7 protein-coding genes are annotated in these 13358 nt (G+C 64.3%); all 7 read left to right on the top strand.

All coding sequences use genetic code 11. From position 1 onward, the window contains the following. Nucleotides 1-2: 2 nt before the first annotated feature. The 7 genes from ACKTSM_RS04330 to ACKTSM_RS04300 all read left to right on the top strand — a co-directional run bounded on the left by ACKTSM_RS04330 (nt 3) and on the right by ACKTSM_RS04300 (nt 13303). Nucleotides 3-878 carry a CheR family methyltransferase gene (locus ACKTSM_RS04330; protein WP_407875897.1) on the top strand — a complete coding sequence of 292 codons (876 nt, stop codon included), beginning with the start codon at nt 3-5 and terminating at the stop codon, nt 876-878. Between the two features lie 167 nt (nt 879-1045). Continuing rightward, nucleotides 1046-2617 (top strand): putative bifunctional diguanylate cyclase/phosphodiesterase, encoded by a 1572-nt coding sequence (locus tag ACKTSM_RS04325; protein WP_407875896.1) that lies wholly within the window; start codon nt 1046-1048, stop codon nt 2615-2617. Further along, nucleotides 2614-4425 (top strand): methyl-accepting chemotaxis protein, encoded by a 1812-nt coding sequence (locus tag ACKTSM_RS04320; protein ID WP_407875895.1) that lies wholly within the window; start codon nt 2614-2616, stop codon nt 4423-4425. Before ACKTSM_RS04325 ends, ACKTSM_RS04320 begins: the two co-directional genes overlap by 4 nt. Nucleotides 4426-4599: 174 nt before the next feature. Beyond that, complete coding sequence (locus tag ACKTSM_RS04315) at nt 4600-6402, top strand: methyl-accepting chemotaxis protein (RefSeq protein ID WP_407875894.1); 1803 nt, start codon at nt 4600-4602, stop codon at nt 6400-6402. Nucleotides 6403-6579: 177 nt separating this feature from the next. Next, complete coding sequence (locus ACKTSM_RS04310) at nt 6580-8274, top strand: BCCT family transporter (RefSeq protein ID WP_407875893.1); 1695 nt, start codon at nt 6580-6582, stop codon at nt 8272-8274. Between the two features lie 327 nt (nt 8275-8601). Then, complete coding sequence (locus tag ACKTSM_RS04305) at nt 8602-11259, top strand: TonB-dependent receptor (protein WP_407875892.1); 2658 nt, start codon at nt 8602-8604, stop codon at nt 11257-11259. 76 nt (nt 11260-11335) lie between these two features. Next, nucleotides 11336-13303 (top strand): sulfotransferase, encoded by a 1968-nt coding sequence (locus ACKTSM_RS04300; protein WP_407875891.1) that lies wholly within the window; start codon nt 11336-11338, stop codon nt 13301-13303. The last annotated feature ends 55 nt before the right edge of the window (nt 13304-13358 follow it).

Here is a 13358-nt window from a genome sequence, read left to right as displayed (position 1 = left end):
CGATGGAGGCCAGCCCCGCTTCGCACCAGATCATCGCCGAACTGCTCGCCGAACACACCGGCCAGCACCTCAACGAAAGCCGTCGCTGGCGCGTCGCAAGCGCGCTTTCGGGGGTGTTTCGCCAGCACGGGATCAGCAATATCGACCAGCTCGTCTGCCTGCTCGGCACGCCGAGCCAGCGCGGCAGCGACCAGGACATCGCCACCCAGGTGGTCGAGGCGCTGCTCAACAACGAGACCTATTTCTTCCGCGACAAGCCCACATTCGACCAGCTGCCTGACCAAATTTTGCCCGCGATCGCCGCGCGCAATGCCAACCGCAAGCGCATCGCGATCTGGTGCGCGGGCTGTTCGACCGGGCAGGAAGTCCACTCGCTCGCAATGTTGTTCGAGGACCAGAAGGAACGCTGGAAGGGCTGGGATATCGATATCCTGGGCACCGATGTCTCGCACAAGGTGATCCGCACCGCGCGCAATGGCCTTTACAGCCAGTTCGAGGTCCAGCGAGGGCTCGGCGTGGTACAGATGCTGCGCCATTTCGACGAAACACCCGATGGCTGGCAAATCCGCGACCATGTCCGGCACATCACCCGTTTCCAGCAGCACAATATCCTTTCGCAGCCGCCGGCACGCGAACGCTTCGACCTCGTCTTGTGCCGCAATGTCCTGCTCTATTTCGACCAGCCCACGCGCGAAGAGGCGTTTCGCCGGATCGCCTCGGCGATGGCGCCTGACGGCTTCCTGATGCTGGGAGCGGGCGAGACCGTGGTGGGCCAGACCCGCGAATTGGTGCCCTCGCCGGGTCGCGCGAGCATTTACGAGCGCCAGAAGACCGCTGCGTCCCGCCTCGCCCGCGATCCGGCCCTGGCCTCGCGCTGACCATCGCCCCAATTCGGCGCTGGCGCAGGATTTCGCAGGCCCGGGTTAACGCCCGAATAGGTCCAAAACCGTAAGGGCGGATAACCAGTTTAATACCTTATTAGCCAATGATCTTTAGCAAACTGTTCGGGGCATGCCCCTGCGTCGCACAAGCAAGAGGATGATGCGTGCCCGAACAGAGCAAACCGCTGCGGCTGACCCCCTGGGGAATGGTCACCGTGCCATTGGCAACCCTGACATTCGTCACCGCGTTGATCGCGCTCGTTGTCATTGCCAGCGACCGGATTGCCTTTGCCTCGCCCGCGTCGCTGCTTGTCGCCGGGGCCGCGCTCTATGCCGCGACAATCTTTCTTCTCAGCCGCCAGGGCGTCGCCAATCTGCGCGAGCTCGAAACGCTCGGCGCGACCGATACGCTCAGCCAGCTTCCCAACCGACGCGCCCTTCATGATGACCTCACCGATGCCGCCCAGAGCGACAGCGAGGTGGCAATCGCGCTGATCGATCTCGACGCCTTCAAACAGGTCAACGACCATTTCGGCCACGGGGTCGGCGACCAGCTTATCCGGCAATGCGCCGACCTGCTGCGCCAGGCCTGCGGCGATGAAGCGCGCTGCTATCGCCTTGGCGGAGACGAATTCGCAGCGGTGATGTCGGGCCGCGTGGCAGGGACGATCCTCGAAGGGATCTGCCGCACATTGATCGAACGTTTCGACACGCCGATCACGGTCGGCGAGCGCGATATCAGTGTCGGCGCGAGCATCGGGCTTGCCCGGTGCACCCCGGGCAATCGCCTACCCTCCTCCGAACTTCTGCGCCGCGCCGATGTCGCGATGTCGGCCTCGAAACGCAGCGGCAAGATGCGCTGCACCTGGTTCAACGAGAGCTTCGATCAGCGCCGCGAGGCCATGCGCGAGCTCGAAGACGAAATGCGCGCAGGGCTCGCCCGCGGCGAATTCGCGGTTCACTACCAGCCGCTGATCGACGCCGGCAGCGGCGTCGGCGCCGAACAGATCGTCGCGGTCGAGGCGCTGCTGCGCTGGGAACGCGAAGACGGCGAACGCATCGGCCCGCATGTCTTCATCCCCGTCGCCGAGGAATCGGGGATCATCAACGCGATCGGCCTGTGGGTCCTGCGCGAAGCGATGAACGCGGCGAGGTCCTGGCCGGATATCACCCTGTCGGTCAACATTTCCGCAGCCCAGCTGCGCCACCCGGAATTTCCGGTGAAGCTCGGGGAAGTGCTTGAGGAAACCGGCTTTCCCGCGCACCTGCTCGAACTCGAGATCACCGAGACCTGCCTCGTGCTCGACCCGGTCGTGGCCGAACGCAGCCTCGACGTGATCCGCAAGTTCGGCGTTCGCATCTCGCTCGATGATTTCGGCACCGGCTATGCCTCGATCGGCTTCTTGCGGCAGTTCCGCTTCGAGAAATTGAAACTCGACCGCAGCCTCGTGGTCGAAGCCAGCCGCGACGATGGCAGCCGCGCGATGATGCTCTCGAGCATAGCGGTTGCCCGGGCGCTCGACATGGGAGTGACAGCCGAGGGCGTCGAGACCCACGAACAGGCCGACATGGTTCGTCTCGCCGGGTGTGACCACATCCAGGGCTGGCTCTATTACAAGGCAATGCCGGCCGAGGACATCGATCGTCTGATTGCCGCGCAGATTGCGCGCAATGCCGAGACGCCGGGCGCGGGGGCGCATCTGGCCGGCAAAATCGACAGGGGGGCAGCGGCATGAGCGCGCTTCAGGAAATCGCCATCGATATCGAGGCCGAACGCGCCAGCGAGGCCGCAGCGTTCCCGCGCGAACCGGGCAACGGGCGCATCGCCCGCGGCGCGGCGTGGGTTCGCGGCCTTTCGATCGGCCGCAAGATCACGCTTTTCTACGTCATCAATCTTGTCTGCGCGCTTCTGGCAGGCGCGGTGGTCATCGCCGGCCTGCTGGTCGTGGCCGGCCGCGCCGATGCCATCGAGAGCGCCCAAGCACAGGCGCTGGTCAGCGAAAGGCTGGCGCTCGACCTCACCCAGGCCCAGCGCCACAGCGAACGGCTGGTCGCGGCTGGCGACAACGCCGCCGCTTCGGAAGCGCTGGCCGCGCTCGACAACGCCGCGCGGCACCGCGAGGAATTGCGCGACAGCACGGCTTCGAGAGACACCGTGATAGCCCGAGCGGTGGCAGGCGAGCTTGAAGGTTTCGAGGCGGCAGAGACGCGCTGGCGCGAAGCGCTCGTGAACTACGAGGCCGGCAACGCCGCATCGGTGGCCAGCCTGACAGCATCTTCGCAGCAGGCCGCCGACAATGCCCGCGATTTCGCCGCGCAGATGGCAATCGCGCTCGCATCCGATAGCGGATCGGGCGCGCAGCTGGTCTTCACCTTGCTGGTCATCTGGATCGGCCTCGTCATCGGCCTCGTGATCTTCACCCTGTTCGCGCAGCGCTATTTCGATCGCAATGTCGGCGGAGTGCTCAAGGACCTCGCCGCGCAGATGCGCAAGCTCGCCTCGGGCCACAAGGATGTCGAGATCGTCGGCGCCGATCGCACCGACGAGATCGGCACCATGTCGCGTGCCTTCTCGGTGTTCCACCGTGCCGGTCTCAGGCTCGAGAGGATGAGCCGCGAACGCGCCGAGAAGGCGCGCGCCGAACTCGACGAGAACACGCGCCTACAGGATCGCCAGCGCGAGGCGCGGCTCGAGCGCCAGAAGGCGCTGCGCGAGGTGGCCAACCAGTTCGAGCGCACAGTCGGCGATGTCGCTAACGGAGTGGCACGCGCGTCGAGCGAATTGCAGTCGACCGCGACGGTGATGGCCGCGACCGCCGAACAATCCACCGCGCGCACTGCCGAGGTCGCAACCTCTATGGAAAAGGCCAATTCCGGCGCAACAGCGGCCGCGGCCGCGTCCGACGAATTTGCCATGTCGATCGAGGAAATCAGCCGCCAGGCCGCCTCATCGGCCGAGCTTGCACGCAAGGCGACCGCCTCTGCGGACGAGGCGGACGAGACCCTGTCGGCCCTGTCGGAGAGCGCGGTCCAGGTCGGCGAGATCGTCGAACTGATCCAGACAATCGCCCAGCGCACCAACCTGCTCGCGCTCAACGCCTCGATCGAGGCGGCGCGCGGGGGTGAGGCCGGGCGCGGCTTCGCGGTGGTCGCCAGCGAGGTCAAGGAACTCGCCATGCAGACCAGCCGCGCGACCGAACAGGTCGCCGAACAGATCCGCGCCATGCAGGATTCGACCGGCGCAAGCGTGTCGGCGCTCAAGGCTATCGCCAGCGAAGTCGCCCAGCTCGAAGGCGCCTCGGTCGCGATCGCAAGCGCCGTCGACCAGCAATCGCGCGCGGGCCAGGACCTTGCCAAGAGCATCGACCTCGCCGCGCGCGGCACCGAGCAGGTTTCCGGGCACATAGGCGAAGTGCGCGAGCTCTCGATCTCGACCGGGTCGGCCGCGAGCCAGGTCCTTGCCAGTTCGACAGCGCTCGAACAGCAGGCCAGCACCTTGCGCGTCCAGGTCAACGCGTTTCTGTCCAAGGTCCGCGACGGCTGACCGCCGGCTGGCTGGTCCCGCGCGACCTAGGGGCAATTGCGCGGGGGCCGTTCAAGCACAGCTTGACGCTGACCCTTCATCATCATCGGCACGCAAATCAGGCGAACGGTCAGCCCTCGCCCCGGTTGCCTGCATGGCAAGCGAGCCCGCACAATCTCGAGGATTATTATGGACATGACGGCGGTTGATGGCGGGATTCCATGCACCGCGCCCGGCCAGGACGACAGCGTGCGCACCAGCATGCTCGAACGCTTCGGCTGGTTCCGCAATCTCACGATCAGGGGCAAGGTCAACGCGATCTTTGCCGGCTTCTTCGCGATCAGCCTCGCAATGGCGCTGGTGCTCGCGCTTGGCCTTGGCCAGGGATGGGTGCGCTATTCCGGTGCGGTCGATGCCAGCGATGCCATGCACGAGGCGACCGAACTGCGGACCCTGGCTGGTGACATGCGCTACAATGCGGCGCGCTTTCTCTACTGGGGGGAACCGGCCTGGCTAGAGGCCAAGCGGGCCACGCTCAGCCAGGCGCATGACAGGGTCGATGACATGGAAGCGGTGGCCCGCCGCGCCTTTCCCGAATACCTGCCCGCGACCGCGCGACTGCGCTCCGACCTTCAGGGATACAGCGCCGCTTTCGAAGCGGTCCTGACAGCGCAGGCCGAAGGCGCCGATGCCCAGCGTCTCGACCGGCTGGCGCGGGTGGTCTCGAGCCGGGGCGAAGCCTTGCTCTCAGATTCGCAGGGATTGGCCGACCGCCTTGCCGAGAGGCGCGCCGCTGACATTGCCGGCTCGTTCAGGCACTTCCGCTATCTGCTGGTCGCGCTGGTGGTCCTGTTCGCCTGCGCCAGCGCGGTGCTGGTGATCGGGATGCGCTATCTGAGCCTCGATTTCTCGCGCAAGGTGGTCGAGATCTCTGGCTGGATGACCGCGCTCGCCCGGGGGAACCGCGACTTTCCGATCACCGGACTTTCGCGCCGCGACGAGATCGGCGACATGCTGCGCGCGCTCGGCCAGTTCAAGAAAGCGAGCCAGGAACTGGAAGATCTCGCCCGCGAGCGCACTGAGCGGGTCGAGGAAGCGCTGCGATTGCAAAACGAGCGCGAGGAGGAGCGCGAGCGCGCCCGGCAGCGCAAGTCGCGGCTACTCGACGAGGTCGCGCGCGAATTCGAGCACACGGTCGGCGAAGTCGTCGCCCATGTCACCGCCGCATCGGGCGAGCTTGGCGAGACCGCCCAGCGCATGGCCGATATCGCCGGCGAGGCCAGCAATCGCAGCGAGGGGCTCGCGCGCCACATGGCCAATGCCCAGTCGGGAGCGACCGCAGCAGCTGCCGCGAGCGATCAGTTTGCCCTGTCGATCGGCGAGATCAGCCGGCAGGCCAGCAGCTCAAGCGAACTTGCACAACTGGCCGGCAACGCCACCGAGCAGGCCGACACGACGATCTCGGAGCTTGCCGAAAAGGCGCACGAGGTCGGCAATATCGTCAAGCTGATCTCGACCATTGCCCAGCGCACCAACCTGCTTGCATTGAACGCTTCGATCGAGGCGCAGCGCGGGGGGAGCGCCGGACGCGGCTTTGCGGTCGTCGCACGCGAGGTCAAGGCGCTCGCGATGCAAACCAGCGAGGCGACCGCCGAAATTGCGTGCCAGATTCGCGCGATGCAGGAAACCACCGGGGCCAGCGTCAAGGCGCTGCGCACCATCGCCGAACGCGTGCGCGAGATGGAGGACGCGGCCTCATCGATCGCCAGCGCGGTCGGCGAACAGCACAATGCCGGCCAGGACCTCGCCATGAGCATCGACCTCGCGGCACGGGGCACCGAACAGATCGGCGATCACATCGACGACGTGCGCGAGGTCTCGCGATCGACCGGCTCGGCATCGCGCCAGGTGCTCGACAGCGCGCATGCGCTCGAAAGGCAGGCGGCGACCCTGACCCACCAGGCGAGCGCCTTCCTCGCCAAGGTGCGCACCGCCTGAGCCATTCCCAAGGCTTTGCTGCGGGCGGGCCGGAGGGCGAAATCGACAGGGCGTGCTGGACATCGCGCGGATCGGCGTCCATCCCGATTGCGCGCGCCCCGCAGCAATCTGTCGAGAAGAACGATCAACCAGCACAATTCGCAAACCGACCCAAGCCAGCCGGTCTCGCCTCCGGTCGTGGACCTGCCGATCAACACCCATGACAGCGGCTTCTACGATGGCTTTGCCCGGGCGGTGGCGATCCCGGGCAAGATCATCGTCACGCTGATCATCTTGTGGGCGATCTTCTTTCCGGTAAGCGCGATGGAAACGCTCGAGGTCGCCAACTCGACGATCATTGCGGCGTTCAGCGGGTGGTATGTCTATCTCGTGGCTGCCTTGATCCTCGTGTGCGGCGGACTGGCGCTGGTCCCCCAGACGGGATCGCTGCGGATCGGACCCGCAGGTGAAGCGCCCGAATTTTCCCGCTTTTCGTGGTTCTCGATGCTGTTCGGCGCCGGGATCGGCATCGGGATGCTGACCTATTCCACCGGCGAGCCGCTCGCCCATTTCGCCAACAATCCCGATATCATTCGCGGCAATGTCGAGGCCGTCTCGGCCGAGGCCGTGCGATCGGCCTATATGTGGACCTTCCTGCACTGGGGCTTTGGCGCCTGGTGCACCTATGCGCTGGTGGGGCTGGCGATCGGCTATGTCTCACACCGCCGCAACCTGCCGCTCACCATCCGATCGAGCCTCGCGCCGCTTTTCGGCCGCTCGATGTCCGGTTTCGCCGGGCACGCGGTCGATGTCGTCGCGGTGGTCGCGACCATTCTCGGCGTCGCGGTGACCATGGGGCTTGGCGTGCAGCAATTCGTCGCGGGGCTGCACCGGATCGGAATGGGCGACTGGCTGATGAGCGATGCAGGCGATGGCACGATGACCGCCTCTGCCGCTGCCATCGTGATCGCGCTGCTGGTGCTGGTCGGGGCTTCGACCCTGAGCGCGCTTTCGGGCGTGGGGCGCGGGATCAAGTGGCTTTCGAACATCAACATGACGCTGTCATTCGGCCTTCTGGCCTTGTTCGCGACTGTCGGCGCAGGATTTTTCGGGCTGCAATTGCTGGGCATCGGGATCTGGGACTACGTCACCACCCTGCCCGCAAATTCGCTGACCCTGTTTGCGCGCGACGGAAGCGAGACGGGCGATGCCCTCGTCCAGTGGCAACTCGACTGGTCGGTTTTCTACTGGGCCTGGTGGATCGCCTTTGCGCCTTTCGTGGGCATGTTCATCGCGCGCATTTCGCGCGGGCGAACGATCCGCGAATACGTTTTCGGCGTGGCGCTGGTGCCCGCGATGATGTGCTTCATCTGGATGGCTTTTGCAGGCGGAACCGCGATCGAGCTCGAATTGAGCGGTGCGGCCGAGGGGCGCATCCTTGCAGCGGGCATTTCCGACCAGCTCTACGCGACGCTCGCGGTCCTGCTCAGCCCGGAGGCGGCCTGGGTCGTCTCAAGCCTCGTCGTGGTGCTGCTGATGACCTATCTCGTCACCTCGGTCGACAGCGCGATCCTGATCGTCAACACGATCAATGGCGCGGGCGAGGACGAGGGGACCCGCCGCTATCACATCTTGTTCTGGGGCGTGGCGCTGTCCTTTGTCGTCGGCTCGATGCTGATCCTTGGCGGGATCGATGCCATTCGCATCACCATGATTATCGGAGCATTGCCGTTCTCGATGGTCGTGGCGGTGATGTGCGTGGCGATCCTGAAGGCGGTGATCCATGACCTGATCCGCAAGCATCACGGCGTGCCAACCACCGCCGAGGCTTGCGAGGAATGGCTAGAAGAGAACAAGAGGCCCGCAGACTTGGAGCCCAGCCAATCAAGCTGAAGTAAAAGAGCGTCCGCACTTGGCAACACTTGCCGAAGAACGGATGCCGATTCCACGGCACAAGTGCAAGTTAGAGTAGAATTTCGCTTACTTTAGGTCTTCGTAGGCTTTACTTGAATTGCGCCATTGGAGCCACGCAATGTTGTTATTATGCAACGGGTCGAATTGCCTTCGCGGAATTTGGCCTCTCGCTGTGGTCATCATTCTTACCGGTTGGTAGCAGGCCCCTTGCGTATGCGCTGTGCTTTGTAGCGACGCGCGTAATTCTTGGGTCGGACGCTGCATTTCTTGCATCGCCACCCTCAGGCAATCCCAAAGGGGCAAAACATGTCGAAACAATTGAGCGGTGCGTCGATCGGCGCGCTCGCGGTCGCACTCGCCACTCCCGTCGCCGCGCAGGACGCCGCCGCGCCGGCAGAGGCGGCAAACCAGCGCCAGGGCGGCGTTCCGACCATCGTCGTGACCGCGCAGAAGCGCAGCGAAGACCTCCAGGATGTTCCGATCTCGGTCAACGCCATCGGAGCCGAGCAGCTCGACGAGCTCAATATCGACACCTTCGAGGATTATCTCGAACAGCTGCCCACGGTGACCGCGGGCGGCACCGGCCCCGGGCAGAGCACGATCTATATCCGCGGCCTTGCTTCGACGACGCCGAACCTGACGACCGCCGGCGTTGCCGGTCTGGCCCCGAACGTCGCGCTCTATCTCGACGAACAGCCGCTTTCGCAGCCAGGCCGCAATCTCGACGTATATGCTGCCGACCTCGAACGCATCGAGGTGCTTTCGGGTCCGCAGGGCACCTTGTTCGGTGCGAGCTCGCAGGCGGGCGTGGTTCGCCTGATCACCAACAAGCCCGACCTCTCCGGCTTCGACGCGGCGTTCTCGGCCGGTGTCTCCTTCACCAAGGATGGCGAGAGCAGTTACAAGGCCGAGGCGATGATCAACGTGCCGGTCGCTGACAACGTGGCGGTGCGCGGAGTCGTCTTCCTTGACGATCAGGGCGGCTATATCGACAATGTCCGCGGCACCCGCGACCTTTCGGAAAGCGCGCGTTTCCGCCCGGCGGGCACCGTGCGCGCCAACGGCGTGCCGGTCAGCGCCAACCGAGCCGGCTTCCAGTCGACCGCCGACCTGTCGAACGTCAACTTCATCGCCGCCGACAATTCCGGCATCGCCGAAGAGGACTTCAACGACACGCAATATGCAGGCTTTCGCGCCAGCATACTGTGGGAGATCACTCCCGACTGGACCGTCACTCTCGCGCACACCCGCCAGAGCCTCGAGACCGACGGCGTCTTCTTCTCCGACCCGACCATTCCGGACGGCGACGATCTCGATATCGAGCGTTACGAGGAAGACCGCCTCGAGGACGATTTCTCGAACACCAGCTGGACCGTCGAAGGGCGGCTGGCGATGCTCGACGTGGTCTACACCGGCGCCTATACCGAGCGCGAAGCGAACCAGCGGGTCGATTACACCGATTACCTGTTCGTCGGGCAATACCTGCCCTATTACATCTGCGATGGCTCGGTGAGCTATCCGGGTGCGTCCGATCCGAGCGGGACCTGCCAGGCGCCGAACCTCTACGTGACCTCGGACAGCGCGACCAAGGTCTTCACCCAGGAACTGCGCTTCAGCACGCCCGACGACTGGCCCGTGCGCGTTACCGCGGGCGGCTTCTATTCGGATCTCGAACTTCAGGAACGCAACGACTTCGCCTATCCGGGCAATGTCGCGGCTGCCCCGTTCGGGCCATTCGCGCCCAATTTCCCGCAGACCACAGGCTTCGTGTCCGATCCCGGCCCGTTCCCGGCTGACACGATCTTCCGCAACGATGTCCTGCGCACCGACGAGCAGTTCGGCATTTTCGGCGAAGCCAGCGTCGACGTGGTGCCCGACCTTCTGACTGTGACCTTCGGCGCGCGCTATTACGATATCGAGGTCGATCTCGAAGGCAGCGCCAACGGCTCGTTCTGCAATTCGGGCGCGGCCCAGGATGCCAATGCCTTTGGCACCGATATCAGCGACCTGTATAATGGCGACGGACAGTTCACCTTCATCGGCTCTTGCAACGCGGCCCTGCGCCAGACCTTCGATCTGAGCGACAGCCTTCAGGATATCGAGGATGCGGGGCTCTCCGCCGGTCAGGCGCAGCAGGTCTTCAACGCCCTGCGCGCGCCAGACGTTGCGGCAACCAGCGGGACGATCTTCAAGGGCACGGTCACCCTGACCCCGACCCCTGACCTGTTGTTCTACGCGACCTATTCCGAAGGCTTCCGCCCCGGCCTGCTCAACCGCCCCGGCGGCGCGCAGGGTGCCAACGGCTTCACCGTCCCGTTCGAGCTCGAAACCGACGAGGTCAAGAACTACGAACTGGGCTGGAAGATGGACCTGATCGAAGGCCAGTTGCGGCTGAACGGCAGCGCCTTCTTCGTCGATATCAGCAATCTTCAGACCACGATCTTCGATCCCAGCATCACCAACCTGTTCTTTTCGGACAATGCGGCGAATGCGGAGATCTACGGCATCGAGGCCGATTTCACCATCGCGCCTTATGCGACGCCCGGCCTGTCGATCTCGGGTGCGTTCTCCGTCCTCGACACCAAGATCACCGAGGTGCTCACCCCGACCGACGACGTGGTCGCCGGATCCGAGCTTGCCTTTGCCCCGGGCTTCCAGGGCAATCTGCGGATGCGCTACGAATTCGACCTGAACAGCACAATGAGCGCGTTCATCCAGCCTCAGGTGACCCATTCGGCATCGAAGTTCACCGACATCATCGAGATCAACAAGCTCGAGCTCGACAGCTACACCGTGGTCGATCTGTCCATGGGCGTTGCCCGCGATCAGTGGAAGTTCGAGCTGTTCGGCGAAAACCTGTTCGACGAACGCGCCCAGATCTCGGGCAATTTCGTCAACGACCGTGCGCGGATCGTTGTGAACCGCCCGCTGACTGTCGGGATGCGGGTCTCGTTCGACTATTGATCGCCGCGACCAGGCAAGGAAAGACGGCGGGAGTGGCACGGTTCACTCCCGCCGTTTTGCTGTCTAAGGCGCAAGAATGACACGCGAAGAGCAACTCAAGCGGGCGCAGGAGGCCCTGCAGGCAGGGCGTATCGAAGCTGGCCTCGAAACCGCGCGCGCCCTGCTGCGCGATGACCCGAAGGATGGCGAGGCGCTTTATGTTGCGGCCGTTGCTGCGCGCTATCTAAAACGATTCGATGAAGCCGGCGAGCACCTCAAGGCGCTGCACGCGGCGATGCCCGAATATGGCCGGGCCTGGCAGGAAGAGGGGCACCTCGCGCTCGCTCGCGGCGACCGCTCCGCTGCGCTTGCAGCCTTTGCGCGCGCCACCAGGTTCAACCCTGCGCTCGAGGCAAGTTGGCGCGAACAGGCGCGCTTGCTCGCCGAGGCTGGGCGTCACGGCGAAGCGCAGGCCGCACAGGCGCAGCGCACACGCATTGCCTCACTCCCGCGTGAATTGCTCGCGGTGACCAATCACCTGGCCGAAGGGCGGCTGGTGCGCGCGGAGGAAATCTGCCGCCATTTTCTCCGCCAGAACCCGCGCAATGTTGAAGGGATGCGGCTGCTGGCAAGGATCGGGATCGAGCTGGGTATTCTCGACGATGCGGAATTCCTGCTCGAAAGCGCCGTGGAATTCGCGCCCGAGGACATCCAGCTGCGGCTCGATTACATCGATGCCCTCAGGCGGCGACAGAAATCCGCCGAAGCACGCGAGCAGGCGCAGCTGCTCTACGACCGCGACCCTGATAATCCGCTGTTCCAGTCGCGGCTCGCGATCGAATGCATTCAGACCGGCGATTATGATCGCGGATTGGAATTGTTCGACGCAGTGCTCGAAAAACTTCCGCGCGATCCGGCCAACCTCACCAGTCGCGGTCATGCGCTCAAGACCAAGGGCGAGCGTTCGGCGGCCGAGGAAAGCTACAGGGCTGCGATCGCGGCCAAGCCAGATCACGGCGATGCCTGGTATGCGCTCGCCAATCTCAAGACCTACACCTTTTCGCCGGACGAGATTGCCGCCATGCGCGAACAGGCGGCGCGCGATGACCTGGCCTTCATGGACCGGGTCCACCTGAATTTCGCGCTTGCCAAGGCGCTTGAGGACGAGGGCGATTACGAGGCGAGCTTTGCGCATTACGACAAGGGCAACGCGCTCAAGCGGGCCCAGACTCGCTACAGCGCCGAGGCAATGAGCGCCGAGCTCGACCGGCAACGTCAACATTGCACGCGCGAATTGTTCGAACGCCACGAAGGCGCAGGCTTTCCTGCCGCCGACCCGATCTTCATCCTCGGCCTGCCGCGCGCCGGTTCGACACTGCTAGAACAGATCCTCGCCAGCCATTCGCAGATCGACGGCACGCTCGAACTGCCCAATGTGCTTGCGCTCGCTCACCGGTTGCGCGGCCGCAAGGCAGGCCAGTCGCTCTATCCGGAGGTCCTGCACGATCTCACCGCGGAACAGCTATCTGGGTTCGGCGAAGACTTCATCGCGAACACGCGCATTCACCGCGCGGGCGCGCAATTCTTCATCGACAAGATGCCGAACAATTTTCGGCATATCGGGCTCATTCACTTAATTCTCCCCAATGCCAAGATCATCGATGCCCGAAGGGTGGCGATGGATTGCTGCTTTTCAGGCTTCAAGCAGCTGTTCGCCGAAGGGCAGGAGTTTACTTACGGGTTGCACGAGGTCGGTCGCTATTATGCCGATTACGTCAAGCTGATGGATCATTGGGATACGGTCCTTCCGGGCAAGGTCCTGCGCGTGCAGCACGAGGACGTGCTCGATGATCTCGAAGGTCAGACGCGGCGCATGCTCGAATTTCTCGAAGTGCCGTTCGAGGAACAATGCCTCGCATTCCACCGGACCGAACGCGCCGTGCGCACCGCATCGAGCGAACAGGTCCGCGAACCGATCAACCGCAAGGGCCAGGACGCCTGGAAGCCGTTCGAGCCTTGGCTCGGCGATTTGAAGGCCGCGCTCGGTCCGCTGGCGCCCGACTGATCGAAGAAGGTTTGACGGCGGCGCTATGAACACTTGCCGAGCGGCAGGACCCCGC

Origin of the sequence: Qipengyuania nanhaisediminis (assembly GCF_045862805.1) — a bacterium.
GTDB lineage: Bacteria > Pseudomonadota > Alphaproteobacteria > Sphingomonadales > Sphingomonadaceae > Erythrobacter > Erythrobacter nanhaisediminis_A.
Note: the sequence above shows the minus strand (reverse complement) of the source record. Positions and strands in the feature narration are given on the sequence as shown.